The sequence below is a fragment of the Pseudomonas sp. ADAK21 genome (genome assembly GCF_012935735.1).
Classification (GTDB): domain Bacteria; phylum Pseudomonadota; class Gammaproteobacteria; order Pseudomonadales; family Pseudomonadaceae; genus Aquipseudomonas; species Aquipseudomonas proteolytica.
The window spans coordinates 5,628,569-5,654,798 of record NZ_CP052857.1 but is presented as its reverse complement, the minus strand read 5'-3'; the positions used below and the strand labels follow the sequence as shown (position 1 = coordinate 5,654,798).

General features: G+C 55.9%; 30 protein-coding genes. 15 read left to right on the top strand and 15 right to left on the bottom strand.

The window, feature by feature from the left end; translation table 11 throughout:
- Positions 1 to 31 precede the first annotated feature (31 nt).
- A complete protein-coding gene (locus HKK57_RS25510) occupies positions 32 to 1,114 on the bottom strand; it encodes a 4-oxalomesaconate tautomerase (RefSeq protein ID WP_029294879.1) in 1,083 nt (360 codons plus the stop codon).
- 165 nt (positions 1,115 to 1,279) lie between these two features.
- On the opposite strand from HKK57_RS25510, the gene HKK57_RS25505 reads away from it, so the two are divergent.
- Positions 1,280 to 2,170, top strand: coding sequence for a LysR family transcriptional regulator (locus HKK57_RS25505; protein WP_029294881.1), 891 nt, complete (start codon positions 1,280 to 1,282; stop codon positions 2,168 to 2,170).
- A 43-nt stretch (positions 2,171 to 2,213) separates the two neighbouring features.
- Here HKK57_RS25505 and HKK57_RS25500 read toward each other — a convergent pair whose 3' ends face one another.
- Together HKK57_RS25500 and HKK57_RS25495 are read right to left on the bottom strand one after the other, a co-directional pair.
- Positions 2,214 to 2,732 (bottom strand): AAA family ATPase, encoded by a 519-nt coding sequence (locus tag HKK57_RS25500; RefSeq protein ID WP_159907259.1) that lies wholly within the window; start codon positions 2,730 to 2,732, stop codon positions 2,214 to 2,216.
- Positions 2,733 to 2,813: 81 nt separating this feature from the next.
- Positions 2,814 to 3,731 (bottom strand): LysR family transcriptional regulator, encoded by a 918-nt coding sequence (locus HKK57_RS25495; protein ID WP_169391076.1) that lies wholly within the window; start codon positions 3,729 to 3,731, stop codon positions 2,814 to 2,816.
- A gap of 65 nt (positions 3,732 to 3,796) precedes the next feature.
- Between HKK57_RS25495 and HKK57_RS25490 the strand changes: the two genes are divergently transcribed.
- Entirely contained in the window at positions 3,797 to 4,402 is a 606-nt protein-coding gene (locus HKK57_RS25490; protein ID WP_029294887.1) for a LysE family translocator, read from the top strand.
- Between the two features lie 218 nt (positions 4,403 to 4,620).
- Here HKK57_RS25490 and HKK57_RS25485 read toward each other — a convergent pair whose 3' ends face one another.
- Positions 4,621 to 5,019, bottom strand: a complete 399-nt coding sequence (locus tag HKK57_RS25485) for a VOC family protein (RefSeq protein WP_169391075.1) — start codon at positions 5,017 to 5,019, stop codon at positions 4,621 to 4,623.
- 220 nt (positions 5,020 to 5,239) lie between these two features.
- Between HKK57_RS25485 and HKK57_RS25480 the strand changes: the two genes are divergently transcribed.
- The 3 genes from HKK57_RS25480 (at position 5,240) to HKK57_RS25470 (ending at position 8,116) form a co-directional block, all read left to right on the top strand.
- Positions 5,240 to 5,644 carry a hypothetical protein gene (locus HKK57_RS25480; protein WP_070994988.1) on the top strand — a complete coding sequence of 135 codons (405 nt, stop codon included), beginning with the start codon at positions 5,240 to 5,242 and terminating at the stop codon, positions 5,642 to 5,644.
- A 279-nt stretch (positions 5,645 to 5,923) separates the two neighbouring features.
- Entirely contained in the window at positions 5,924 to 6,517 is a 594-nt protein-coding gene (locus tag HKK57_RS25475; protein ID WP_029294893.1) for a hypothetical protein, read from the top strand.
- A 504-nt stretch (positions 6,518 to 7,021) separates the two neighbouring features.
- Positions 7,022 to 8,116: an alkene reductase gene (locus HKK57_RS25470; protein WP_169391074.1), complete on the top strand. Its 1,095-nt coding sequence runs from the start codon at positions 7,022 to 7,024 to the stop codon at positions 8,114 to 8,116.
- A 47-nt stretch (positions 8,117 to 8,163) separates the two neighbouring features.
- On the opposite strand, the gene HKK57_RS25465 is transcribed toward HKK57_RS25470, so the two are convergent.
- Positions 8,164 to 9,048 (bottom strand): LysR family transcriptional regulator, encoded by an 885-nt coding sequence (locus HKK57_RS25465; RefSeq protein ID WP_070994984.1) that lies wholly within the window; start codon positions 9,046 to 9,048, stop codon positions 8,164 to 8,166.
- 73 nt (positions 9,049 to 9,121) lie between these two features.
- On the bottom strand, positions 9,122 to 10,198 hold the full coding sequence (locus HKK57_RS25460; RefSeq protein ID WP_169391073.1) for an SDR family oxidoreductase: 1,077 nt from the start codon (positions 10,196 to 10,198) through the stop codon (positions 9,122 to 9,124).
- 73 nt (positions 10,199 to 10,271) lie between these two features.
- Between HKK57_RS25460 and HKK57_RS25455 the strand changes: the two genes are divergently transcribed.
- The 3 genes from HKK57_RS25455 (at position 10,272) to HKK57_RS25445 (ending at position 12,059) form a co-directional block, all read left to right on the top strand.
- On the top strand, positions 10,272 to 10,667 hold the full coding sequence (locus tag HKK57_RS25455) for a MerR family transcriptional regulator (RefSeq protein ID WP_104912183.1): 396 nt from the start codon (positions 10,272 to 10,274) through the stop codon (positions 10,665 to 10,667).
- Between the two features lie 144 nt (positions 10,668 to 10,811).
- On the top strand, positions 10,812 to 11,420 hold the full coding sequence (locus HKK57_RS25450) for a LysE family translocator (protein ID WP_070994982.1): 609 nt from the start codon (positions 10,812 to 10,814) through the stop codon (positions 11,418 to 11,420).
- A 189-nt stretch (positions 11,421 to 11,609) separates the two neighbouring features.
- On the top strand, positions 11,610 to 12,059 hold the full coding sequence (locus HKK57_RS25445; protein ID WP_029294908.1) for a hypothetical protein: 450 nt from the start codon (positions 11,610 to 11,612) through the stop codon (positions 12,057 to 12,059).
- 337 nt (positions 12,060 to 12,396) lie between these two features.
- Here HKK57_RS25445 and HKK57_RS25440 read toward each other — a convergent pair whose 3' ends face one another.
- Entirely contained in the window at positions 12,397 to 12,765 is a 369-nt protein-coding gene (locus HKK57_RS25440) for a hypothetical protein (RefSeq protein ID WP_070994981.1), read from the bottom strand.
- On the bottom strand, positions 12,743 to 12,919 hold the full coding sequence (locus HKK57_RS25435) for a hypothetical protein (protein ID WP_166647853.1): 177 nt from the start codon (positions 12,917 to 12,919) through the stop codon (positions 12,743 to 12,745). Before HKK57_RS25435 ends, HKK57_RS25440 begins: the two co-directional genes overlap by 23 nt.
- Before the next feature lie 137 nt (positions 12,920 to 13,056).
- Between HKK57_RS25435 and HKK57_RS25430 the strand changes: the two genes are divergently transcribed.
- From HKK57_RS25430 to HKK57_RS25420, 3 genes are all read left to right on the top strand, one after another.
- The gene (locus tag HKK57_RS25430) at positions 13,057 to 13,731 is read left to right on the top strand and encodes a response regulator transcription factor (RefSeq protein ID WP_029294912.1); all 675 of its coding nucleotides are present in this window, start codon (positions 13,057 to 13,059) and stop codon (positions 13,729 to 13,731) included.
- Complete coding sequence (locus HKK57_RS25425) at positions 13,724 to 15,055, top strand: sensor histidine kinase (protein WP_070994980.1); 1,332 nt, start codon at positions 13,724 to 13,726, stop codon at positions 15,053 to 15,055. Before HKK57_RS25430 ends, HKK57_RS25425 begins: the two co-directional genes overlap by 8 nt.
- A gap of 298 nt (positions 15,056 to 15,353) precedes the next feature.
- Positions 15,354 to 17,039 carry a peptidoglycan D,D-transpeptidase FtsI family protein gene (locus HKK57_RS25420; RefSeq protein WP_169391072.1) on the top strand — a complete coding sequence of 562 codons (1,686 nt, stop codon included), beginning with the start codon at positions 15,354 to 15,356 and terminating at the stop codon, positions 17,037 to 17,039.
- A 507-nt stretch (positions 17,040 to 17,546) separates the two neighbouring features.
- Here the strand turns inward: HKK57_RS25420 and HKK57_RS25415 are convergent.
- From HKK57_RS25415 to HKK57_RS25405, 3 genes are read right to left on the bottom strand one after another with little or no spacing between them, the layout of a single operon-like run.
- On the bottom strand, positions 17,547 to 18,581 hold the full coding sequence (locus HKK57_RS25415) for a tyrosine-type recombinase/integrase (RefSeq protein ID WP_169391071.1): 1,035 nt from the start codon (positions 18,579 to 18,581) through the stop codon (positions 17,547 to 17,549).
- Positions 18,582 to 18,797: a DUF4224 domain-containing protein gene (locus tag HKK57_RS25410; protein WP_029294919.1), complete on the bottom strand. Its 216-nt coding sequence runs from the start codon at positions 18,795 to 18,797 to the stop codon at positions 18,582 to 18,584.
- Positions 18,798 to 18,799: 2 nt separating this feature from the next.
- Positions 18,800 to 19,021: a hypothetical protein gene (locus HKK57_RS25405; RefSeq protein WP_169391070.1), complete on the bottom strand. Its 222-nt coding sequence runs from the start codon at positions 19,019 to 19,021 to the stop codon at positions 18,800 to 18,802.
- 432 nt (positions 19,022 to 19,453) lie between these two features.
- Between HKK57_RS25405 and HKK57_RS25400 the strand changes: the two genes are divergently transcribed.
- On the top strand, positions 19,454 to 19,642 hold the full coding sequence (locus HKK57_RS25400; protein WP_169391069.1) for a hypothetical protein: 189 nt from the start codon (positions 19,454 to 19,456) through the stop codon (positions 19,640 to 19,642).
- A gap of 327 nt (positions 19,643 to 19,969) precedes the next feature.
- Here the strand turns inward: HKK57_RS25400 and HKK57_RS25395 are convergent, their stop codons facing one another.
- Both HKK57_RS25395 and HKK57_RS25390 read right to left on the bottom strand, forming a co-directional pair.
- A complete protein-coding gene (locus HKK57_RS25395; RefSeq protein ID WP_169391068.1) occupies positions 19,970 to 20,836 on the bottom strand; it encodes a hypothetical protein in 867 nt (288 codons plus the stop codon).
- A gap of 252 nt (positions 20,837 to 21,088) precedes the next feature.
- Complete coding sequence (locus tag HKK57_RS25390) at positions 21,089 to 21,757, bottom strand: hypothetical protein (RefSeq protein ID WP_178121971.1); 669 nt, start codon at positions 21,755 to 21,757, stop codon at positions 21,089 to 21,091.
- 100 nt (positions 21,758 to 21,857) lie between these two features.
- On the opposite strand from HKK57_RS25390, the gene HKK57_RS25385 reads away from it, so the two are divergent.
- Entirely contained in the window at positions 21,858 to 22,271 is a 414-nt protein-coding gene (locus HKK57_RS25385; RefSeq protein ID WP_169391067.1) for a hypothetical protein, read from the top strand.
- A 687-nt stretch (positions 22,272 to 22,958) separates the two neighbouring features.
- Here the strand turns inward: HKK57_RS25385 and HKK57_RS25380 are convergent.
- Positions 22,959 to 23,210, bottom strand: coding sequence for a hypothetical protein (locus tag HKK57_RS25380; protein WP_169391066.1), 252 nt, complete (start codon positions 23,208 to 23,210; stop codon positions 22,959 to 22,961).
- A gap of 23 nt (positions 23,211 to 23,233) precedes the next feature.
- Positions 23,234 to 25,279 (bottom strand): DNA cytosine methyltransferase, encoded by a 2,046-nt coding sequence (locus tag HKK57_RS25375; RefSeq protein ID WP_169391065.1) that lies wholly within the window; start codon positions 25,277 to 25,279, stop codon positions 23,234 to 23,236.
- Positions 25,280 to 25,358: 79 nt separating this feature from the next.
- Between HKK57_RS25375 and HKK57_RS25370 the strand changes: the two genes are divergently transcribed.
- Together HKK57_RS25370 and HKK57_RS25365 are read left to right on the top strand one after the other, a co-directional pair.
- The gene (locus HKK57_RS25370) at positions 25,359 to 25,544 is read left to right on the top strand and encodes a hypothetical protein (RefSeq protein ID WP_169391064.1); all 186 of its coding nucleotides are present in this window, start codon (positions 25,359 to 25,361) and stop codon (positions 25,542 to 25,544) included.
- A 48-nt stretch (positions 25,545 to 25,592) separates the two neighbouring features.
- Positions 25,593 to 26,219: a hypothetical protein gene (locus HKK57_RS25365; RefSeq protein ID WP_169391063.1), complete on the top strand. Its 627-nt coding sequence runs from the start codon at positions 25,593 to 25,595 to the stop codon at positions 26,217 to 26,219.
- The last annotated feature ends 11 nt before the right edge of the window (positions 26,220 to 26,230 follow it).

The window sequence follows — 26,230 nt, the reverse complement described above, 5'->3', positions numbered from 1 at the left end:
GCGGATGCAAAAATGCCAACGACCGCCGGAATTATCCGGCGAGGCGCTGAGAGTCCGTGGCATAGACGTAGCCGGAAAAAAGCCTGCGCGCGGTGCGAACGACCGAGGCCTGAATTGTCTCACCCTTGACGCCGGTGTAGGACAATACGACATCAATTCCTCCGCTTGGGTGCTCGATACGCACCGCTTCAAGGCGCGGCGTACTGATCCCGCCGAGCATCTGCGCGACGATGCTGCCTTCAACTACGCACGCGGTGGCCAACCCAATCGAGCCGGTAATGGCCAGCGCGCGGTGGCAGTTATGTGGCATGAAATAGCGAACCTGGATCGTACCGCCGGCTTTGGCGGGCGAGACCAGCACCGGCTTTGGAATCACTTTGTCGCTGACGTCACCCAGGCCCATGGCCCGGCCGGCCTGAAGTCGCAATGACTCAAGGCGTCGCAGGAAGTCTTTGTCGGCGTCCAGTTCGGCCGGGCTTTCATCGCCACGCTTGCCCAGTTGGCTGGCCTCGATCAGCACCATGGGCATTGCCATATCGATGCAGGTCACCGCAATACCGTCGATCACGTCTTGTGTATTGCCGGTCGGGAAGAGTTTGCCGGTCTTGCTGCCGGCCGCATCGAGGAATGTCAGTTGTACCGGCGCGGCGGTACCTGGCACGCCATCGATCGCGGTGTCGCCCTCGTAACTGACCTTGGCATCCGGTGTGTACACGTCGGAGTTGATGAAGGTCCCTGTGTTTACGTTGCGGATGCGGACCCGGGTGCGGCCCGGCGTGCCTTTGACCAGGCCCTGTTCGATGGCGAACGGGCCGACGGCGCACAGCATGTTGCCGCAGTTGGGCGCGCTGTCGACCCGACGTTGCGAAACCATCACTTGCACGAACAGGTAGTCAACGTCGGCGTCCGGGTGCAGCGATGGGCTGACAATCGCAACCTTACTGGTTTGTGGGCTGCCACCGCCGATTCCGTCGATCTCCAGTTCGTGGCCGGAGCCCATCAGGTTGAGCAGCAGTTCGTCACGGGCCTCAATGGCTGTCGGCAAATCCCAGTCGAGAAAGACTGGGCCTTTGGAGGTGCCACCGCGCATCAGCACACAGGGAATTCTTTGCATGATACTGACTCTTGTTGATCAATCGACGTAATTGATGTTCTTGGAGCAAGAGTCTCAAGCTTTAAAAAATGTATCAAATGCAAAAATTGAAGAGATTATTGCGTTTTGCGAATGATGAATTTACGCTGAGCCTTCTTCTAGCGCCTGCTGCTGATGAGATAAGACATGGACTATGAGCTGAACGATATTCGATCTTTCGTTAAAATCGCCGAACTTGGCAGCTTTCACGAAGCAGCTGATGCCTTGCATCTGTCCCAGCCTGCACTCAGTCGCCGGATAAAAAAACTGGAAGAGGGGTTGGGCACCTCTTTGCTTGATCGCACCACACGTAAGGTCAGCCTCACGAGCGTCGGGCGTGACTTTCTTCCCAAGGCGCGTCGTTTGTTGGATGACTTCGATGAGTCGATTCTCAATATCCGTGAACTGGCCGAACGCCAGATTGGCCGGGTAACGCTGGCATGTATCCCCACTGCCGCCTTCTATTTCTTGCCTTCAGTCATTCGCCTGTATAACGAACGCTACCCAAAAATCCGCATCCGACTGCTGGACTTGAGTGCCAATGAGGGACTTGAAGCGGTACTGCGGGGGGAAGCCGATTTCGGTATCAACATGATGAGTGGGCAGCACCCGGACATTGAGTTCGTACCATTGGTCAGCGAACCTTTTGTATTGGCGTGCCGGCGTGATCATGAATTGGCAGGGCGCAGTTCGGTCACCTGGTCTGAATTGAGCGATTACCGGCTGATCGGGGTAGGGCGCCTGAGCGGCAACCGCATGTTGCTCGACCACGCCCTGTCGGGCTTGAGTTGGCGGCCGCAATGGTTCTACGAAGTCCAGCACCTCTCTACTTCGTTGGGCCTGGTGGAGGCTGGTTTAGGGGTTTCGGCGATGCCGAGCTTGGCCATGCCGGCTGAAGATCATCCCACCTTGGTCAGCGTCCCTTTGATTGAGCCGGTTGTGAACCGCTCTTTGGGCTTGGTCTACCGCCGCGGCTCATCGCTTTCACCAGCGGCGGAAAAATTCGTCTCGATACTGCTTGAGCAATGGCCGCAGTGAGTCAGCGATGATCGGGCACAAAGGGGCAGACTTATTTATCTCGTTAATTACCTTGGGCTTGCATGGGCAGTAAACGGTCGGTGATCATCAAGGCGGCTTGCGCGGGTGAAATCAAAGCCGTGTCTATGCAAAACGCAGCCTCGTCCCACGCTTCATATTCATGCGCCAGCACAGACTGCCAGGTGGGTGGCATCAGCCCCGGAATATCCCCCGTCCTGGTTTCTACGCGCCGCTGATGTTCGTGTTTATCAGAGCAGATCACTTGAACATTGACTAACCGTACACCCGCTGTTGAAGCAACTTCGCTCCACGCCATTCGGCTTTCGCTCACCGGGTTTACCCCATCAACGATGACTGTGTGCCCAAGGCGAAGATTGCTCAGGGCAAGTTCATTGGCGACTAGGTAGCCGCTGCGCCCCACATCTTGAGCCAGAGCGCCGGAGTTTCGCAGCGCTTGCTCAATCGTATCGATCCTCAGGTAGACGGCGCCTGTCGTTGCAACGAGATCCTTGGCGATAGTGGTTTTGCCGGTGCCGGGGAGGCCGCTGAATACGATAAGCACGGTATGTCCTTTGATTAGTGAGGATTTGCGCGTTCGGCAAACTGGCGAGTTCGCCGGGGTGTAACTGAATCACCAAAAAACTCATCCCACCGCCTGCAACCATTCAAGCAGCTCCATTTCCACACTACCCGGCCTGAGCGCCGTGGGCGACAGCAGGCAGTACCGCGAACCATCTTCAACAAAGCCCAATGGTGCGGCCAGCACGCCGCTTTGGATATCGTCGCGTACCAGGTGCCACGGGCCGATGGCTACGCCAAGGCCAGCAACGGCTGCCTGGATGCTGAAATAGAAGTGTTCGAACGTTTGCATTTCCTTATCGGAAGTGGGCAGTCCCTTTGCGTAAGCCCATTCCTGCCATGCCGTAGGCCGGCTGGCTGTCTGCAGCAGCGGGGCAGAAGCGAGCAGGGTTTTGCCGTTTTTGCCAAACCACTGACCTGCCTTTTCTGGCCGGCAAACGGGGCCGACCTTCTCTGGGAATAGCGTCTCGGTATGGTAGCCGGGAGGGCAGGGGAAATCGTCGCGCCGGATGGCCAGGTCGATACCCTGGTTGAATGAGAATGGGCCACCGCCGGCAACCAAATGAATATCCAGACCTTTGTGACGGAGTTGGAAGTCGCTCCAACGAGGGATCAGCCAGCGCATCAGCAGCGTTGGCTCGCAGGACAAGACAAGCTGGCGAGCTCGACGGGCATCGCTGCGTATCTCGCGAACGGCGTGGCTCATCAACCCCAGCCCGTCACTGACCGCTTTTGCCAGGCGTCTTCCGGCATCGTTCAAAAACACTTTTCGGTTACGCCGCTCGAACAGCTCAACGCCCAAATCCTCTTCAAGCAGACGCACTGCGCGGCTAATGGCGCTGGGTGTCAGATGCAGCTCGTCAGCCGCCCGGGCGAAATTTTCCAGGCGTGCGGCTGATTCGAAGCAGCGCAAGCCAAGCAGCGATGGCAGGCGAGCCTCAGAAATCAGTGATTTATAGTCACTATTTTCTTCAGGAATCATCGTTATTACCCAAGCAAAGGATCTGTAAACATGGCCTATGCGACCGATAATTCAAAGGGTACAACATGAGCGAATGGATAGCAGTAATCACCATCACACTACTGGCGTGCATCAGTCCAGGGCCGGATTTCGCCATGGTCTCGCGCAACGGCTTGCTCCTGTCTCGAAGGGCTGGCGTGCTCACCGCTGTGGGAATTGGCCTAGGGGTGCTGGTTCACGTCTGCTACACGCTGCTTGGCTTGGGGTTGGTGCTGCAACAGACACCTTGGTTGTTCAATGTGTTGAAGCTGGCTGGAGCGGCTTATCTCGTCTACTTGGGGATCAAGATGCTGCGCTCCAAGCCGGCCGTTGAACAGCTGGACGCGCCACCTCCTGCCCTGTCGGATCTGGAAGCGCTGCGTACGGGGTTTCTGACAAATGCGTTGAACCCTAAGACATCGATCTTCATCGTCAGCCTGTTTATGGGCGTCGTAAGGCCGGATACTGGTTGGTCCGTACAAATCGGTTATGGGCTATTTATCGCCGGGGCACATGTAGTGTGGTTCAGCCTTATCGCGCTGTGTTTCTCCGCTGGGGCAGTGCGCGATAGGTTATTGGCCGCACGCCAATGGATCGACCGGATTTTTGGTGCCTTGCTGGTGAGTTTCGGCGTACTGCTGATAATGGCTTGAAGGCGCGCGCGTTGGGGAAGCCAGCTGACGCTTGAGGTTCTATACGGGATTGGCGGGTCTGCCATTGCTTCCGCGCTGGGTGCCTGGATCGCCTGGCGCTACAGTCGCGGCTCAGGCGTTTATGGGAAGCGTCGACAAGGAAGTGGCCGATGATCGGGAAGTTGCTAGTGAGCGTTGGTATCGTGTTTTACGCAGTAGTAGTGCCGGTTGTTGTGCTGCTAGATATCGCCGCGATGCACGATATGCACTTTGTTGCCGTCCGGATCGCGCAGGTAGGCGCCGTAGTAACCGTCGCCATAATGTGGACGAGGGCCGGGCTCACCGTCGTCGATTCCACCGGCCAAAACACCCGCGGCGTAGGCCACATCGACGGCATATGGCGAGGGTGCGGAGAAAGCCAGCATGCTGCCATTGCCCGCTGTGGCGGCCTGGCGGTCGTAGGGGGCGTAGACGTAGAAGCGCGGCAATGGCCTGCCTGGGGTGATCCAACATGCGGAAGACGGCCCACCATCCGGGGTCACATGGCGACGGCACAGACCCAGTGGGATCAGTATGGCGTCGTAGAACATGGCGGCTTTGTCCAGATCGTTGGTTCCGACAGTGACGTGGCTGAACATACCTACTCCTTGTGGGCTGTTGTGCAACAGCCGGGTTTTCAGATGACCGTACCCTAGCAGAGTAGGCGGTGACGCATTGCATCTTCGGTAGTAATCCCATTTACCCAAGCCCATTCTCTTTGGTATCCCGAGACCTGCTTACGTTGGACACCGGTATGCCCGGCTGCAATTCTTGGGCTCTACCCTCAAGGGGTTACTCTCAAGGATAAGGAATCGCCTGATGCTCGGTTACTACGCGCAATACAGCCAGTACTACATCACTACGCTGATGATCGTCACCACCCTGTTTTTTGCCTTGCCGATCTTTATCGCGCCGATTGCCTGGGCCCGCGCGATGCGCTGGACGATCCCCGAACATCAGCATCTGGCAATCTATTTTGGGCGCTGTTTGGGGGCGTTTATTCTGGTGGTGGAAGTGGCGATGTTGCGCTCTGCAACCACGGGCACCAGCTATAGCTATGCCTTCGATATGCTGTTCGTGGTTTTCTTGTTGATGTTTGTGGTGCATGTGTACGGCGCGTTGAAACGTATCCAGCCTATTACGGAAACCCTGGAGATCGGCTTCTGGATGATTCTGTTTGTGCTCAATATGCTCTTTTATCCTGCGACGGTAATTACCCTTTGAGAAGCACGCCTTGCAAAGCTCCCGTGCGCCTTGTAAGTGCTGTCGAGCCTACCTTTTTTCATCTGGAGTACTACGCTTATCGCAGCATAGGTATCTACACAACGTTCAAAAACTAACGAAAGTACCTGTGGCGAGCCCGCTCGCCACAACATCTCGATCTACTTGGATGTATGCGTTGCGGCAAAATTGTGTGGATGCCGATGCTCAACGCAGGACGACTCTGACTAGCTGTTCGACGTGATGCCGTCTGCTTATTCACTTGTCTCAAGGAGTTGTCCAATGAAACTCAAATACTTGGCGTGGTGTGGCCTCTGTCTCGCTTCGCTTGATGCTTATGCTGATATTGCCTTGCACACTGAAAAGCTGGACTCCGAGCAGTATGCGGTTGAAATCGTCTTGGGAAATACCTGTTCGAGCGCTGGCGGCAGGACGGTTTTGCTCCAGCCGGCGCAGGGATCCAAAGATAATGGCAGCGTGATCGTCTGCGAGGTGAAACATACTTCTGCGGGTAAAAGTCGTAGCTTTCTGCCTTTTTCTGTAAATGCCAAGGATGCCCCTCAACCATTAGGGTGTTCCATATCTAATGGGTCAAGGTCAGAAAACCAGGTTATTTGGCAACATAAGGGCAGTTATCGACCTGACGATCCGAAAAAACCTGAAGACACGCTCGTCAGACAGCTCTCAGGACATAACACGGCAATCATAAGAAACTACAATAAATTCAAATCGGTATGGATCAAGTACGACTATAACGGCCAAGTCCGTCAGGAGTTGATCGTACCTGAAGGGCGGCTGACTACAGGGCAGAGCGCGAAAATCCTGCAGGTCTGGTACCCCCATCCCTATGGTGATTTTGACTGCAGGGAGATGTAGGAAAAGGCGACTCTACGTCGCACGGCCAAAAACCTTTGGTTGCCCGCGAACAGGGCAGCCCTAGGTTGGCAGGCGCTCATGGCGTTAAGATGGCCCTTTGCAATCATGGAGGGCTTTTTCTTGGGGATACTTCTCGTCACCTTAGTGATGGTTGGGGTCAGCTACTTCTTCCTTCATTGGATAGGTAAGGTTTGCCCACCACTGGGCAACTTCATATTCAAGTACAGCAAGCTCATCGGGCCGCTTCTTGTGGCCTATTGGTTGTATTACATGTTGCATAAGGACACCAACGGGTCTGCCATGCTGATGTTGGCCGTAGGTATCGTTTTGACGTTGATGCCCAATAAGAAGAGGTTTGCCTGACACCCTTACGAGTAGACAAATAGCACTGCGCATTATCCGGATTCACCGGAATATGTTTCCCGGATCGGGGCGATTATCAAAAAATCCCTGGTAGATATTCTGTGGTCATCGAAACCACTGACTATCTACGAGGCGACACTGATGTCCAGACTTTTCACCCCAGGTATTGTTGGCCAACTGAACACGCCCAACCGCGTGGTCATGGCGCCCATGACCCGATCCCGCAGTACCCAACCTGGCGATGTGCCGAACGCCATGAACGCGGTCTACTACGCACAGCGGGCTTCGGCCGCTTTTATTGTTACTGAAGCCACGCAGATTTCGCCTCAGGGCAAGGGCTATTCCTTTACCCCAGGGATTTGCAGTGACGAACAGGTCGCCGGCTGGCGCTTGGTGACCGATGCGGTGCATGCCGCGGGAGGGCGAATTTTCCTGCAGCTGTGGCACGTAGGGCGTATGTCGCACCCTGACTTCCACAATGGTGATTTACCTGTCGCGCCGTCTGCGATCCCTTTCGATGGCAGCATCTGGAAAGTGGATGCCCAATCCGGTGTCGGCAGCATGGCACCATGCCCGACACCACGGGCACTGGAGCGCGACGAAATCCGCGCGATTGTCGACGACTACCGGACGGCTGCGGGTAATGCCATGACGGCGGGTTTCGACGGTGTTGAAGTGCATGGGGCCAACGGCTATCTGATTGACCAGTTCCTGCGTACCACCTCTAACGTTCGTACGGATGAGTACGGCGGGTCGCGTGAGAACCGTCTGCGCTTTCTCAAGGAAGTCATGGACGCGGTGATTGATGAAGTGGGCGCCGACCGTACGGCGATCCGTGTGGCGCCGTTTCTCACAGCGCGTGGCATGGCGTGCCCGGACATTCTGCCCACTTTGTTGGAAGCGACCAGCTATCTGCAGGGCAAGGGCATTGCCTACCTGCACTTGGTGGAAGCGGACTGGGATGATGCCCCCAAGTTTCCCGAGGATTTCCGCCAAGCCGTGCGCGAGCGCTTTCGCAATGCGATTGTGGTGGCCGGCAAGTACGACGTGGAGCTTGCAGAATGGGTCCTGGAAAAATGCTACGCCGACTTCGTGGCATTCGGACGTAAGTTTGTAGCCAACCCGGATCTGCCGCTGCGCCTGGAGAAGGGGTATCCATTGGCCGGCCTGGAAGGTGCCGAGTTGTTTGGTGGTACCGAGCGCGGTTACTCGGATTTTTCTGCCTGGGCCCAGTAGGGCGCAAACCCAAAAGCCATAGCCAGGAACATCTCCTTGACGCGCACTCAGGTCGCCAGCTTCAAGGAGATTTCGTCCATCAGCAGTTTGACCCGACGCGGCACCGCGTGGCCTGAAGGGTAGACAATCTGCAAATCCACGCCCTGCAACGAGTAGCTTTGCAGCACCTCGACCAGCCGACCTGCCTGCAAATCATCGCGTACATCAATGTAGGACTTGATACAAATGCCATGCCCGTCCAGGCACCACTGGCGCACCTGCTCGCCATCATTGGCAATACGCCTGCCCGATACCAGAACCTTGAACGTACGGCCCTCGGCACGGAACTGCCATTCCCGGTGGATGTTGCTGCCAAAGCGCATCAGGATGCACTGCTGTTGTGCCAGGTCGGATGGATGCCGGGGCGTCCCGTGGGCGGCAATGTAGGCGGGGGATGCGCATACGACCCTACGGCCCTCGCTGAGTTTTCTGACGCGCAGGGTGCTGTCGGACAAGGCGCCGTATCGAATAGCGAAATCAATCCCTTGCCCCGCGAGGTCCAGGTAGCCATCGGTCAGGTTCAGGTCGAGGCTTACGTTGGGATGTTCTTGCAGGAAATCGTCGAGGATTGGCACCACACGGTTGCGGCCCAGGTCTACGGGGGCGCTCAGGCGTATCAGGCCTGAAATGCGTTCGGTGCCCAGCTTGATATTGCTCTCGATATCTTCCGCTTCTGCCAGCAGGCGCCGTGCGCCGTCCATCAGCATCCGCCCTTCATCCGTCAAACTGATCGAGCGTGTGGTACGGGTCAGCAAGGTTGCCCCGTAATGCCTTTCCAAGGCCCCGAGCCGTTCCGACACAGACGTAGGCGAAAGCCCGACCTCGCGGCCTGCGGCCGACAATCCGCCTTTTTCGACAATCAGTAGAAACAACGCGAGGTTCTCGAAAAGCATTGTCCGGACTTCCCTGAATATGGCTGGGCTTTTCGCAGGATTCTACGTCAGTACTGGATAGCGCTCATGGCATTTATGGCGCAGGCGAAACCATCAGTGCGCGCCTGACGAATTGCGCGGTTTTCTCCAGGGTTATTTCCAGGTCGGGATGCTTGAGCTGATAGCGGCTCTCCAGCTCCCGGCTCTGAGACATATCGAATCGCGCAGTCTGGATGAAGTTCAGGGACTCCGGGCTGGTGCCCAAGTGCGTTGCCACCCCCGGTATTTTCAGTAGCCATTTGAGCAGGCCAAGGGGCAGGTGGTGGCGGGGCGCTTGCACTTGCAGGGTGCCGGCGATATGCGTGAGCAGGCCTTGCAGGTTCGGGGTGCGCTCGTCCAGTGCCAAGGCTTGTTGGTTTGCCATTGCCGGATCGAAGGCTGCTGCGACCATCAACGCAACCAAGTAATCAACACTGACCAAGGGCAGCCAGTGGCGTGGCGACCCTGGAATCGCTGTCAACTTGCCTGTCGCCAGGCTGCGAATCAGCTCGGTTACCGGCTGGCCCGCGAGGATATGCCCGCTTTCGCTATGCCCACACACCGTTGCAGGGTGCACGATGGTGTAGTCGGCCTGCTGCGCCTGCATGTCGCGGATGACCGCAAAGTGTGCCTCCAGCTTGCTCGCCTCGTAGCCACCCACGCGCTGGTACACGGCGGGCCAATCGGTGGTTTCGGGGCGTTGGTGGTCAATGCCAATACTGTTCAGGTGGGCGATGTTCTGCAGCATATAGCCGCCGACCATCAACAGCCGGCTACGCTGGCTTGCGGCCAATCGGGCGACCGCCAGGGCACCGTCCACGTTGACCGCGCGGGCTTGGTCCAAAGGCAGGCCCCAGGCGAATTGTGCGGCGAGGTGAAATACCACGCTGGCCGCGGCGATGCGCTGGCGGTCGGCCGCATTGAGCCCCAGTTCCTGCTGGTTAAGGTCGCCCTGAACGGCATGAATACGCGAAGGTTCTCCCCCCAGTTGCCGCACCTGTTCCCTGAGCGTCTCAAGGTTTGAAACGTGGCGCATCAGCACCCAGACCTTGTGCCCCGAAAAGGTCAGGCGAGCCAGCAAGTGTTGCCCGATAAATCCGCTGCCGCCGGTGACAAAACATTCCACGCTCATAGCGCACTCCTTGGTTGAATAAGGGGTGCAGGCTAAACTGTAGAGCCACCTCTACAGTCAAGGAGAATTTACCGTGAAAGTCGCAGAGCTGGAGCGTAGGAGCGGCCTCGGACGCCATACCTTGCGCTACTACGAGGAGCTGGGGTTGATCGCTGTACAGCGGGGGGCCAATAACTATCGCGCTTACAGCGAACAGACGGCACAGGATCTGGAGTTTATTCAGATGGCGCAGAAGATGGGATTTTCCCTGGCCGAAATCGGCGAGATCCTGGAGGCCAAACGGCAAAGTACGATCGACTGCGCCCAGGGTGCCGCGTTGGTGGCCGATAAAATGGCTGAGATTGAACTCAAGATCAGCCATCTCAAGGTATTGCATGGCTTTCTGGATAAGGAGCGTCTGCGGCTTGAGGCCAGTGCCCTGGCCCTGGGGCAGACCGTTACCTATCGTCAGGCGCCGATGCCGGTTTAAGTGCCAGTCCTTTCAGCGCCTCCCTTCAGGTACAGCTGACTTTGATCGTAAATTGTATCTCTCGATCTACCTCTAGCTGTACGGGGCGGCGCGTCACAGAACCCTCTACTGTCAGGGCGACAATAACTCGCCGGATGACGCACCATGTTTATGTCCACCAGCCTGCTTTCAGCCTTTGCGCTGTTTGCCTTCGTGTCTTCGATTACCCCAGGCCCCAATAACACCATGCTGTTGGCATCGGGCGTGAACTTCGGTTTTCGCCGCTCGATTCCCCATGCCCTGGGGATTAGCGTGGGCTTTATGGTGTTGGTGATTTCGGTTGGCCTGGGCCTGGGGGAAGTGTTCAAGGCGTTACCTTGGGCATACACCGCCCTGCGTTACATCGGCGCGGCGTACTTGTTGTACCTGGCGTGGAAAATTGCGACTTCCAGCGCGATGTCAGACGACACCGACCGCAAGAGCAAGCCCATGACGTTTTTTGCCGCCGCGGTGTTCCAGTGGGTCAACCCCAAGGCCTGGGTCATGGCGTTGGGGGCGATCACCACCTACACACCGGCGCAAGGTTACTTCACTAACGTGCTGGTCATTGCCGTGGTGTTTGCGGTGGTCAACCTGCCAAGTGTGTGCGTGTGGGCCGGGTGTGGCACCGCTTTGCGCAATGTCTTGCGTGAGCCGCGCTGGTTGAAGCTATTCAACTGGTCGATGGCGGCGCTCTTGGTGCTTTCGTTGTACCCGATGTTTTTTCTCGGGTGAGAGGTTCGGGATATAAACCCCCGGACCTATAGTGAAACACTCTAATGAACTGTGAAAATTGACAGTATCGGACAGTAACGTGCTTGCGCACTATAAACCGCTGCTCACGGTTTTCGGGCCTTCCAAAAAATGCTGTTTTATTCGGGGCATCGCTAAACCATCAATCTTGAGTCAATGGAGTGTCACCCCATGTCAAAGGAATTAATCAACCCGCCCGGCACGCAAGCGTTGCAAACCAATCCTGAAGTCGGAGGTGCTGCTGAGGCGTTGAAAGCCGCACCCTCTCAGTTGGCCTACCTCAAGGACAACTCCGTTAACCCGCCCAGATATTTGATGATGTCTAACGGATACGTCATTACGACCAAGGATGTTAACCAGGCCTCGAAATTCCTGGTTATCAGTTACGGCGACGGGAATTGGTACATCATGACCGTCGATACCGCAGAGTATCTGTCGTTTACCGATCGCAGCTATCTCTATGCCTATTCAGCGTGGAGCAATGCCAGGTACGTGACCCTTGATCCGGTGAGTTTTAAAAAATACCCCGGGCTCTACCTGCATGATGGCTACGTCTGTTGCAATGGGATGAAGGACAAGCCAGACAGCCTGATGAGCGTCCATCTCGAATTGATCCGTTAACGCCTTGAAAGACGCCAAACCGTGCGCTGGGTAACGCAATATCAGAAGTACCATTGTGCATCACGCGCACCTTGCCCCACCTACCGGTATCAGACCGGTGAAATCGTGGCCAGCAGGCCGATTCCAACGGTCAGTGCCAGAAACCCTAAAAGAAAAAATGCCATCTTAGCCATGGGACCTCCAAAAGGCGCAAGGGCGGCGGGAGAGTTCCTGCCGATAAGCCATTGTCGGGGCTAAGGTCTGTTCGGTACAGATGCAGGTGGTAAAGAAAAAAGCGTATCAGATGCAGCTTGCAGGCTGGTATGCCGGGGTTAGGGCTGGCGCCTGGAGGTACTGATCAGACTGTACGCGGCACCTTCGGCGCTCTTGGGGCTGGCTCAACTGCGGGCAGTACATATTTGAGCCATTCTGTTCGGGGTGAGCCGGGCAGGGCCGGTATCGGGTCGGCGGCTGTCGATTCAGCTTCATCGATCGGGTAGCAGTTGTCGCTGCTGCGCCTGCCGTCTGGGTAGACGATAAAGCCGCCGCGACCGGTTTCACATTCGTGCAGATACACCGGCGACAGTTCCCGCTGCTTATCAATGCGCGCATTCAGATGGACGATATAGGTCCCCATGGCAATCGACACCCCCATAATCAGGCCCAGGCACACCAGTAACTGCCAGGTGTAACTGGCGCCCGCGTTATCGCAACGCACTGGCGACACAGCACGCAGCTGCCTGCTCGATACTCTGGCCCACCAGGAACCGACTGCCGCCTCCCAGGTTTACCAATTGCCCGCGAGACGGCAGGATGCTGGCCATCAGGCCGAAGAGAATCAAGGCCAGCAAGACTCTTTTGACCATCGCGTAAAGGTTCATGAGGGTGATGACCTCTGGATATGAGAGCCCCAGCTTAGAGAGTGCCGGGTTAACGCCAGGTAAACATCGGCGGGAAATTGCTCGACTTCCGTTATCCTTCAGACCTCTGCGCAACACCTGTCCGAGGGGACTTTTCCGTGCATATTCACCTGCTGCTGGTCGAGGACAACCTTGACCTGGCCACCACCGTCATCGAGTACCTGGAGATCAGCGGCATGGTCTGCGACCACGTCAGCAATGGCCAGGCCGGCCTCAACCTGGCACTCGACCAGCATTACGACGTCATTCTCCTGGACATCATGCTGCCGCGCCTCGACGGCCAGCAATTGTGCGCGCGGCTACGCCAGCAAGGCAGCCAGACACCGATCTTGATGCTCACTTCACTGGATGCTCTTTCAGACAAGCTCGCAAGCTTTGCCGCGGGCGCTGACGACTACCTGGTCAAGCCATTCGAACTGGCCGAACTGGTGGCCAGAATTCGTGCCCTGAGCATGCGTCGCAGCAGCCAGAGCAGCCGCCTGCAGGTGGACGACCTGGTGATGGAACTGACCACCCGCAAAGTCAGCCGGGCCGGGCAGGAGCTGCACCTGTCGCCGATCTGCTGGACCCTGTTGGAATACCTGATGCGCGCCAGCCCTGAACCCGTCCCTCGGGAGCGCCTGGAAACCACCATCTGGGGCGACGAGCCACCAGACAGCAATACCCTCAAAGTCCACATGCACCGGCTGCGCAAGGCCGTAGACAAACCCTTCAGCCGGCCGCTGATCCACACCCTGCCCGGGGTCGGTATACAGGTGAAGTCGCATGCGTAATGGCCTGAGCCTGAAGTGGGTGATCAGCGGCAGCTTCCTGTTGCTGATTGCCGTGGTGTTACTGATCTACAGCCAGCTGCTGCCGGTGTACACCGTACGCGGCCTGCTCTACACCGCCAGCGCGATGATGGAAGAAGAGGCCCAGTACTTCGTCAGGCACTACAAGAAGGATCCGACCACGCCACCCCCTCATAACTACTTCTTCGAAGCGGTCATCGGCAAGGAAGCCCTGCCGCCAAGCGTGCGACAGATGCTGGAGGCCCCGCCGAGCATGTCCTTCGGTGCCGTTCAGGTGTTCGGTGATACAGACTCCGATGACGAAGACGCTGAAGTCCGGGCGGTCCTCTCCCAGCCCTTGGGGGACGGCAAGACCCTTTACATGTATGACATCGACCATGACCACGAAGAGGGCGGCGAGGTCGAGACGCCGCTGTCCGATGCCTACTTTGACCGGGTGCTGCAGGGCGTTGCGTTCATCAGCCTGGCGGTGTTCGTGCCGGCGCTGATCATCATCGCCCTGTTGGTCTGGTGGTTGGTGCGGCCATTGGGGCGCCTGGCGCAATGGTCCAGCACCCTGCAAAACCCGGATGCCATGGCCAGTGAGCGGCCTGATTTCAGCTTCAAGGAGTTCAACATGCTGGCCGATGCCCTGGCCCAGAGTGTGGAGCAGGTGCAGGCCGCCAGCCAGCGTGAAGGTCGCCTGTTGCGCTACACCAGTCATGAGTTGCGCACCCCGCTGGCAGTGCTCAAGGCCAATATCGAACTGCTGACCCTGCAGGCCGGCGGTGTCCTGCCGTCCTCCCTGCAGCGCATCGAACGTTCGGTGCTGAACATGCAGCTTATCGCCGAGACCTTGCTGTGGATGAGCCGCGAGCGTCCCGAACCGTTGCCTGAGGAAGACATTGACCTGAGCGAACTGGTGGGCGAGCTGATTGACAAACATCGCTACCTGATCGGCAACCGGGATATCGAACTGCTTGTCGACATCCACAACCAACCTTGCCGACTGCCCCCCACCGCGTGCCGCATCGTGATCGGCAACTTCCTGCGCAACGCGCTGCAATATGCCGAAGAAGGCCAGGTGGAAATCAGCTTCAAATATCCCCGGCTACTGATTGCCAACCACATCAGGGAAGCCAAGCCGCGGGAGGATTCCAGCGATTTTGGCTACGGCCTGGGGCTGCAGTTGATGCGCCAGTTATGCGCGAAATTGGGCTGGCAGATTGACGTGATTCTTGAGCAGCAGCGTTTTACGGTGGTTCTGGAGTTTACGAGTTTGCGGGACGCCGAGAGTCTGGGGGCGGGGGAATTGCGCAACAGCTAGAGCGTTGCGGCGCACACAAGACAAGGGCGCCCCCCATGCCCAAACCAATGCTTTAGATTGCATCGATGTGCTGAAGGCTGGCGTGACTGTAGTTTTTGACTTGCCAGCCAGCACAAAAAGTAAGTTTTCACAGATATGAAAAACCATCGGTATCGTTAAACTTCATAACTATATTTGACCACCCTATAGGCAATAAGCAAATAGTCCTGGGAAAGACGTGTCTTTATATTACAAAGCGAGGTGCGAATAATTTAGTTAAGGTGGTCTTGTTTTTAGCGTATATAACAGGATGTGCCGTGTGAAGCGCCCAGCGACAAACCCAAGATTTACCATTGTCTTAGCTGTTTTTTATACGCTGTCAATGGTTCTTGCGGTAAAGATAACTTATTTGATGATTTTTTCTCATGAGTTTCTGAGTGGCGAGGGTCGTAAACGGTCAACGCGCGTGACTGAAACAGTCCCCGTTCGCGGGACTATATTCGATAGATTCAATCAACCCTTGGCAGTTTCCACGCCGGTCAGCACCTTATGGGTAAACCCTAAGCAATTTGCGCCAACAAATCAGCAACAAGCAATATTGAAAAAACATCTTGATGTTGATGAGTCGCTGGCCAGAAGTCTAATGCTGAACACTCAAGATAAATCCTTTGCCTATTTGGCCAGAAAAATTGATCCCGAACTCGCGAACAAGGTAATAAAATTATCCATTCCTGGGGTTTATGAGCGTCAAGAATACAAACGATATTACCCTCAGTCTTCGATGCTTGCTCAGTCAATAGGCTTTACTAATATTGACCAGAAAGGTATCGAGGGCATCGAATTAATGTACAACCATAAACTTTCTGGTAAGCCTGGCGTAGAAGAGCGCACCTTGAACCTGCACAGGCGAGTCACCCGTGAAGTTCTTGTGCACAAGCCCATTACTCCAGGGGACAATCTGTATTTAACAATTGACTCGACGCTGCAGCATTACGTTGAAAAAGCATTACGCAAAGCACTCATAAACAACGCCGCCAAGTCTGCAAGCGCGATACTCATACACGCTAAGACAGGTGAGATATTGGCATTGTCGACAATGCCCTCATTCAATCCCAATGCTCGTAAAAGCTTCAACGCGGACCTCATTCGAAACCGGGTTTTTACTGATGTTTATGAGCCTGGCTCAGTGATAAAGCCATTCAGTATGGCCGCTGTGCTAACCGCAAAAATAATTGACAAAAACGCGATTATCCAAATAGCACCAGGCTTCGTAAAAATAAATGGATATACCATTAGAGATGTAGGCAGGGACAATCAGTTGGATTTGGCGGGGATTATCCGCCGATCTTCAAATGTTGGGATGAGCAAGGTCGCCATTCCCACAGGGGGAGAAGTAATTTCGCAATTACTTACTGAGTTGGGATTTGGAATCAACACGTCTATCCACTTTCCGGGGGAAAGCGTTGGGACCGTTCCAGTCAATAGGGTGTGGTCAGATATTGCTACAGCGAGCCTCTCATACGGATATAGTTTATCTGTCAACTTAGCGCAACTGGTTCAAGCATATACCGTCTTCGCGAATGAGGGCGATCTAGTTCCATTGTCAATAATCAAAGGCGAGCCAAACCTGCCACGCAATGTCATAAGCCCGGAAGTTGCCAACAGTGTTCTAGACATGATGGTGCAGGCAGTGGATGGCCCTGGCGCAGGTGGAAAGCGCGCAGCCATCGACGGCTATGTAATTGCGGGCAAAAGCGGGACGTCACGCAAGGCATCAAGCGGCGGATATGAAAGCAACAAATATAGAGCGATGTTCGTAGGTATCGCTCCGGCCAACGCGCCAGAATTCATCATGGCTGTCATCGTAGATGAACCAACTGCAGGAGGCTATTTCGGGGGGGCTATTGCAGCACCCATTTTTAAGGAAGTTCTCGAAGATGTTCTTCGGATCAGAAATATTCCTAGTGATGAAAGTCAATTCTCGCCAACAGCCACTATTAACTGATTGCCTTGGGTCGACAGTAGCTTTTCAGGCATGAAGGGCGTGCCGAGCGTGCCCAGTTTCGGTGTGACGGACAGCTCGTAACTGACGGCTGCGCATAAGCAGCTTCCTTGGTACATCTCTGTCATACGCTTTTGCTCGCTTGCGAAAAACGCCAGCGTAACCGTCCCACTCTAATCAGTCGATCGACAAACTCTGGATGAGCGCGACCATACGATGAGTCTCAGGACTCGTGGCCTGTCCGGTAGTTTGTGTTCGCTCGGGGGAGGGGTAATTGCGGAGCAGAAAAGATAAAGGCCTGCATGAAGTTCATCATGCAAGCCCTTGATATCTATGGTGCCCGAACCCGGAATCGAACCGGGACGCCCTTACGAGCGGGGGATTTTAAGTCCGCATTCAAAGCTATACAAATCAATACGTTATCGTCGTATCCGGTCCGCAATTGTTTGGAGAACGAGGCCTTGAAGGCCTTTGTTTTCAAGGGTGCCAAATTAATTGCGGAACGGATTTTCACTTGGTTGGAAGCACTTTCAGGCCCTTGCGGCGCCGAATATATTGCTCTGTCATTCCGACAGTTGTATGCCCGAGTTGGTCTCGTGCATCACGGATGCTGCCTGTCGATTCCTCCTTGTCCGTTGCAGCTTTTGCGCGCAGGTCGCGCATCTGAAACGCAGACTTTTCAATCCCGGCCTTCAACCTGGCCGCGTCAAATCTCCCTCTGAGCATGCTTGCCGTCATCGCCTGTCCGTTGTCCATTACAACGAGCTTGGTTGATCGAATCTTGTGCCCCTTTTTCCTTTCAAGAATACGGTCAATGACCACCTTCAGCTCACCAACAACCTCAATCCGGCGCTTCGCACTGGTCTTTCCCTGCTTGATGAGCAACTGACCATCGAGTAAGTCGCGCTCGTCCATCTTCAGTGTGTCGCCAATGCGCTGGGCGGTGAGGTAGAACAGATCTAGTGCATCCTTGAGTGGCTGGTCCGCATGCAGGTACACCGCAGCGAGCATCTCGTCTTCGACGTAGGTGTCCCGGCCGGTCTCCTTGTTCCCTTTGATGCCAGCACAAGGGTTTGCGAGTGACGTATAGCCGCTCTGGCGCGCGAAGTTCCAGATTGCGCTGAGTAGAGCCTTTTCCCGATTGGCTCGCACCTTTGCCGTTTTCGACCGATAGCGGAGGTACTGAACAACATGCTTCGGCTCGATTGCTTCTAACGGCCCGGGTGGGTCATTGAAGAAGACCAGCAGTTGCTTCAGCTCGCGAATGTTGTCTTTTTGGGTGGCCATGGACTTTGTCGGTACCACTTCATCCATGTATTTGTTCGCTACGTACTCAAATGTCAGCACCTGGGCGACGATTGCATTGGAGGCCCGGCTCTTTTCAAGTCGGGCATACTCAACAATTGCGGCACCGTAGTCAGATCCTAGAGCGATCTCCCGGCGCGGCTTATCACCAGCGTCGTAGTAGTAATAAACCCTTCCCCCGGGGCGCAGTCGCTTTCTCAATCGGGGAATGCTGCCGGGGTTAGTGGGTCGTCTTGCCATTTATTGAATTCCCATCCGAGGCTGCCATTCGACTTTCTCAGGCTGCCGGTCATGTTTTCCAACTAGTAGTGATGCGGAGATCACGCATGGCCATCCATTGCGTTTGATGGTGTGGCGAATGCCATTTCGGGACAGTACAAGTATCTGCCCGGCTTTTGTCTTGGCGCCTGTGAGCTCACAGACATCTTCATGCGACAGAAACTGAATGTCGTCCATGTCTACCTCCCGCCGCCCGCTGTAGGCCGCGCTGTCTTGATGATGTGGATGATGAAGCCGAAGGTGAGCAGCATCCAGGCGACGGTGCCGGCGAATGCTACGACCAGGGTTTGTTCGGTGCCGGTGGAGAGCAGCTCCGGCACCTGCCAGAAAAACCAGAACGTGGACCCCGCCACGTACAACACGATGGCCGTCAGGAGCAGGGTGATTTTCGTTGCGTACATGGGGTGTCCTTGCCGCGCTGGGCGGCAGAAGTTGATAGCGAAGTGCCTCGATGGCGAAGGGTGCAAAAAAGAGCTACAAATACTGTGCAACTTGCTCATGTGTCAGGGAGGGCGCGTGTCACACAATCTCGATGTTCCAGTCGTTCATGCCTATCGGGGGCATACGTTGTTTCTCAAGTTCGAATGGAGGCGGCCAAACGATGACGTACCCGCATTTGCGAGAATCATTGAGCCGGCATCCGTTGATGGGTTGGGCGAAGTCGCCGCCGAGCTGACTGGTCCATGGCCTGACTATCCGGCGGCACTGGGTGACGCAATGGCAGCAGCGGAGCGATGGATCGACAGCCAGTTACCGTGAGTTCGCTCACCGGCAGGCATGTAGGGGGATTGGGTTTTGGGTTATTCTTGCGTTTCAACTGAAGGAGGCATCGCATGGAAAGAGGCTTTTTTGGAGTGAAAAGAGCAATGCTGATCTTTGCGGTTATTTTGTGTGCAGGGATGCTGAGGGACGCCGGCCTAATAGGCTTTGGGGTAATGTTTTTGTTGGCGCTGTCGCCGAGTGCGATTTTTTTCCTATGGGATAAATTTCGCGCCAGCAAGGCCAATCTTGCGCAGCCTTGATTGGCGTGACTCCCGCCACTCATGGCCTCGGCCCCTGTAGATGAAGGCGTATCAGGTTCGCTATTCACCCCCAGCTTTCGAAAATGGAATTCGAGATATCACTATGAAAAGTTCTGTATTTTTTGGTTACAGTGCTGCCGTGGCGGTCGGGCTTTCAGCCATTGCACTTCACGGCGCGGATAAGATCGGCGTGTGGCCGATGTATTCGTTGAGTTTGGGTCCGATCCTCCTCGCGCTCTGGTATGAAACTAGGAGCCAAAGGGCTTGCCGAATCAGTTCGCCGCCGTGTAGATGAAGACGTAGGCGAACCAGAGGGGGGGGGGGCGGTCATGGCGTCACCCGCTTGAACTCGACCACCCAGACCCACGGGTTGGCGTCCCAGTTTCCGCCAGTGGACTCCCACAGCTCCCTCCAGGCCGCCGGGTACCAGTCTCGGTAATTCGGTGAAACGTCATCGCTTGCCAGCTCGGGCGGACACTGCAGGCCTTCCGCACGGATATCGGCGCGACTGATGTCCTGCAACCGCTCGACGCGCACGTCGGTGATCTCCAGCAGGATGCGGCACGCGGCGCGTGGCATATGAATGCTGGGCTTGTACTTCAAGCCGAAGTCTTGCCTTGCCTCGTCGCTGTGCGATCCGGGGCGGCAGTCTGCAGCGTAGGCGTAGCGCTGAAGCGGGCCGTCCGGGTCTGGGCGATGCTCAACACCGGTACCGCGCAGATCAATGAATGTCTCGCGCACCCACAGCCGATCACCGCGCCGCCCATATGGGCATCCGCCGTACATGGCAAGCTCCGCGGCGCATTCTTGTTCAGTCGCGCCAAAAGCGGCGAAACCCCAGCGTGGATGGTCTTGAACGACGGCAATCCACTGATGCTCCGGGGAGTCGGATTTGCTACGGCTCGGGATCTGATTGCCTTTGACCAGGCGCCGCGTGACTGTCTTTTGTCCGGACAGAATCGCGCGAACCATCGCGCCGTTGAAAAGAATGGGCCGCTCTTTATGGAGTGGCTCCGGCGCCGGACGCGGCTTGGCCATTTTCGCCTGGCACCGCTTACAGCTGACAAAGTCGCGTTGGTGTGTTCCGTCCCACGCTACTTCTGAATCTTCGTTCAGGCCACAGGCCGAGAGCGCCCAGCGCTCGTTATCCTGAGTGCACCCTGAGTCGACGATCAGGTGGTTTTTTCTGGGCATGACTTCGTCCTTGCCGCTATAGCAGCTGACTGTGATGGTGAGGATTATTTGAAAACGACCCTGGACGAAACCATGGATCGTTGCTAGAAATTACCTGTCGCTCAGGTATTTCAGATATGTGTTGTTGAAGTACTTCGGCGACTGGCGCTCTATCAAGTCATTGGAGCGCGCTCTTCATGCAGTGGGCAGTGAATCAGTGGACCGAAGTAGTTAGCTGAGAGTTAAACAACTCCCTTCCTCTGGGCTAGTAACTCAACGCCTTGGTCCGCTGGTCACATCCTCGCCTTGTGCTCGTATAGGCTGTTTCGTTATCAGGTCCTGGGCATTCTCAACCGGTTTCGGCGTGTAGGTCAGCGTGCCGTCGAGGATCGCTTCCTTGATGGCGTTGAACTCCCAGGCGTAGTACTGGGATTCGACGTAGATGCGCATGCCTTCGCGGTAGTCGTGCTTCTTGCGCTTGATGAACGCTTCGGCTGCAGCATGGGTGAAGTGAGCGTTGATATATTCCCAGCGCTCATCCCATCCGGTGACGGTGTGATCTTCCAGCTCGCCCAGGACATACCACTGATCCGACTCGTCGGCCTTCATGAACTGGCACTCAGACCAATCCTGCATCCGTTTATTGAGCTGGCTTTTCTGGTAGCTGGAAAGTTCGCTCCAGTACTCTTTTATCGAGTAGGCGGCTGATTCGCCGCTATCCCAATAAACCATGCGTTGTTGGGTGTAGTCCATGTCGAGCCCGCAGACGATGCGGCGCGCTTCGACAATAAAGATGGCGGCAGCCGTGCAGTGATCTCTGACACGTTCGCCGTTGCAGTCGTAGCGTAGGCGGGTCACGAAGTCGGCCCAGGTAGCAGCGTCGAGGCTGTGACCGGTTGCCAGGCTCGGCACGGGCTCAGCGATTAGGTTTTCTGTAGGCATGCCGGGTTCCTTGCCGCTATAGCGGCTGACTTTGAAGGGAAGGGGGCATATTTTTCAAAGAAAGCATGGCAAAATGCTATTTTTTTGAGAGGGAGTTCAAATGACAGTCATAAAAATCGGTGATAAATTACTTGTAGAATCGTGTCGGCTTATAGTTCCCGAGGGTGATGAGGCGAGAATTGAATTTTCTTTGCCCGAATCGGATCTACCTCTGAGGCTAACAATTAAGTTTGTTACAGAGGAATCGGACGATTCGAAGGGATCAATTGCGGTCAAGGGTAAAGCTCAAGATGCAGTGATCACTTTTCGTAACTGGAACTCCGTCCTTGGTGCGACTATGCAAAAGCAATTATCTTTTGCGGAGTCGCAAGATGGAGATGAAGTGTATTTTATAGCTTCCGCAAAAAAAGCTGGAAAAGTTTATTGTCTGGATATTCAGTTTCTGCTGAAGTATGCAGAGGTAAGCGCTGAAGAGATAGCCATCGAAAGTTCGGAGGTCCCAGCGCATGAATAATCCAACAGGAAAACAACCTAGACAGAAGCGGATAGATGTGTTCGAAGTTCATAGCAATGTTTCCGCGGAGGTCGTAGAAATTACTACAGAGAAACTGGAACTCATTTTGCGGCAGTATGTAGACTGTCTAAGCGGGAAAAATTCTTGGCAGGCTCCCTTAGGTATATGCTTAACCATAATACTTGTGTTGCTTACATCAAATTTCAATGCTAGGTTCGGACTATCTCCAGATACCTGGGTGGCGATTTTTGTCATTTCATTTATAATCTCATCAGTGTGGTTGGTGGTTTGCATTGTTCGCCTTCGGAAGGTTATTAGTGTTGATGATCTGATGGCAAAGGTTAAAAATAAAATTTAATTAGTTGTAGATTTTTGTTGAGCTTCTCTGGGTTTTTATTGAGCCAGCTACTACTAGTTGCTAAGTTAAACAGGTATTGTCCGACATACTTGCCCTAGCTAATATGGGGAGTGCCAGGAACCGCCGGAGTGATCCGGCGGTTTATTTGCGTGTTGCTGCTTGCGCGGGAAATGGTGGTCATCGCGTTTAAGACATCCAAATCTAGACCAAGCACACCGGTCATGGAACCGCTGAGGTAGATGCACTTCTTGCGGCCTCCTTGAGCGGCCGGCACACGCTCTTGCACTCGTCAAAATGGGCGATCACCTTTCCAGCGGCGTAAAAGTACTTCACGTTCCAGGTTGGGTGTGGCAATCATGTGTGTGCTTGCCGTACTGCAACTGGTTAGCGAACTGGACGTCGAGATTGGCGGAGCCATTCATTCCGACGATTGTGCCGAGGTCACTATCCACCTCCACCATTATGCCCAGCTTGGCAAACTCGATGCCGCGGCAGCGGATCATGCTGTCGACGAACTGCTGGGCTTTGATTTTTTTGGGGATGCGTTTTTCTATAGGCGTGGGGAGTCCTTGCCGGGCCATGCTCGGGCGGTGGAGTGGGGGAGTTACGCGGCGCGCGCTTGGCGTTGCTCAGTGCGCCACGGGTCGTTGGCTCGTGCGAGCGCAGCCATCGGCGGCGGGCTGACGCTGTTGCCGCACATGTGCACCTGTTGGGTCTTGGTGAAAGGCTTGCCGTCGGCGCCGTGGCTGATGATGTAGTCGGCCGGGAAGCCCTGCGCCTTGTACAGCTCGTCCGGTTTCAGCATCCGCAGGCAGATGTCGACGATCACGTAGGGGGTGCCCTTCACCATCACGGTGACCATTGCGAGCCGGTCCTTGGTGGTGATGGTCGGCGCCGGCGAGTCGCAAGCGCTGATGTTCTCGGTACCGTAGTAGCTGATCAGGAAAGCGGCTACGCGGAGGGCACCGGCTTCGTGTTCAGGCGAAAGGGTGAGCGACACCAGCGAGCTCTTTCCCCCGCCACCGGCAGTAATGGTCGGCGCCGGCTCCTCCAGGCCCTGGCCAATGCTCCCGCCGAATGCTCGCTCCATGAATGCGCTGACCAACCCGTGGTGCTGGCCACCGGCGCTGACGGTGTGCAGCGGGTCATTGACGTCCCGGGCATCGCAGTTGCCGCGCAAGCGCACCAGGTTCGCCGCCACCAGCTGTTGCTGGCTGCCGGTGTTGGTCACCGTGGTCATCGGGTCCTCGATGCTCTTGGCGTCGGTGGTGTTGAAGCCGCCATTCATCTGGGCCATGAACACAGTGGATATGCCCATGGCGTGAGCGGCACCAGCTGGGCGCTGATAGTTGCCGCCGCTGGTGATGGTCGGCAGTGGCTCGTCCAACGCCTTGCCCGCGTCGTTGAAGCGGAACTTCACCAGGTGCGCCGCCGCGATCGCGCGGTGGCTGCGCGTCATGAGCGTGCCGACTGGCTTATCCACTGCTACCGGTTCCCCGGCATAGACCGGGCCGCCGGCACCGACCATCACAGGGCTGATCAGCGTCAGCTCGCCGCGGTTCGCGCAGGTCACTGTCGGCAGCGGTTCAAGTGGGTCATTGATTCGGTCGCTGCCTTGGTGGGTTGCCGGGGCAATGATCGGGCTGACCACCGAGAAGGCGCCGCCCTTCGGGTAGGACGTGACGGTGCGCAGCGGCTCGTCGGCAGACTGCACCGTTTCCCCAGACCAGTTTGCAATCGGCACAATGAATGGCGACGCGCTGTCGATGACAAACTTCTTCATGCCCTTGGCAACGCGGCGCAGGGTGGCCGGGGCCAGGTCCTTTTTGCGACCGAAAATGCTCTTGCCCAGGTCGGTGAAGTCGATGCAGTCAGCGGCAGTTTTCCACTTTTGCTGACCCTTAACGGGGTTCTTGGCGTGGGTTGGCTCCGGCCACATAATCGGCTGGCCGTCGCACCGTGCGATCATGAACAGGCGTTCCCGGCTGGTCGGCGCGCCGAAGTCGCAGGCCTTGATCACCTTCCATTCAACGACGTAGCCCATGCCTTCCAGCAGGGCCACGAAACGGCGCCAAGTGCGGCCGCGCTGCTTGGGATCAGGAATCAGGAACTGCTGGCCCACTGGCACAACCTCACCAGGTGCGGCAACGTCGCCGCTGAGTTTCACCACGCGCCCGGTGGTCTTGTCGCGCTTGGCGATCAGTCGGCCCCACTGCAGGATCTGCTTCACGTTCTCCAGGCTGATCACCCGGGGCCGCTTCATGCCTGCCCACTTGAGGCCGATCCATGAAAGGTTGCGGATCTCGCGCTTGCGGGGCTGGCCGCCTGCCGCCTGGGAGTGGTGCGTGCAATCTGGCGACATGTGGAACCAGCCGACGGCCTTGCCGCCGCATTCGGTGTCCGGATCGCCCTCGAACACGTCGGTAGTGAAGTGCTGGGCGCCTGGGTGGTTCACCGTGTGCATGCTGATCGCTTGCGGGCTGTGGTTCTTCGCGACGTTCACTGTGCGGCCCAGGCCCATCTCCAGGCCGGTACCGGCACCACCACCACCGCAGAAGAAGTCGACAACGATCTCATCGTCCTGAGGGTTGAAGCCGAGTCCGTATTGGGTTTTGAAATCGAAGGGGTGCTTCTTCTGTTGTGCGGACATAGCGGGATCCTCGCCGGCTGGCGTGATTCGTAAATTGGGTTGATGATTTGCACTCAGCAAAGACCTAACGGTGACTGCGATGAGCACGAAAACCGATGTGGAAGCGATACGCCTGATCGGCGATGAGGTTGTCCGGCTGCTGAGCCTTCCTGATGAAGCTCTTGAGGCCGAGGCCCGCCAGGGGCTTAGGCTGATCGCTGATCTGGCACGATGGCGCGACCTGGCCGGCCTATCTGCTGCCGAGCCTGCTGGCGGAGTGCGTTGATATGGAGTATTACGGGTGACCGGCATGGAGCCGGATTAAGGAGATAGTGTGGCGATAGAAAACTTGATGGTGACTCTACATCGGCTTCCTGAGATTAAGGCTGTAGTTGATACTGGGACAGACCTGGTAACGCTTTTTGGATTCGTTCTCACCGCAATCGCGGTAATAGTTGGCGCTCTCTACAACACGCACACTTTTAAACGGTCTGTTGAAAGCCAAGAGCGCGTAGCAAAAGGAAGTGCCGAAGTCCTGAGAGCGCAAGGCCGATCCGAAGCAATTGCCATGAATCGTCAGCAGTGGATTAATGGCCTACGAGATGAATTGTCTCATTTTCTATCTCTAGGTTATGACGTGCATACACTCGCTCAGTTCATCAATGACACCGCTTGGATTGACTCATCGATGTCTGAAGATCGGGCGAAAAGTCTAGAGCTTTACCGACTGAGATACTCGGATTTTTCTGACAAGGTTGCGCGCTCACGTTTTCATTTTGCAAAAGTTGAGTTGTTATTAAATCCCGCAGAAGCCGAATCGCAGGAATTAGTTGGCATCATGAGCGAATACATCAGCGCAGCGGTTGCATACGGCGATATTTTGGATAGCGGAAACCGCGCGGTAGTGGCTGCACAAGTCATTCTCAAAAATGAGTGGGAAAAAGTAAAAAAAATGGAGTGACGGGACTTCCA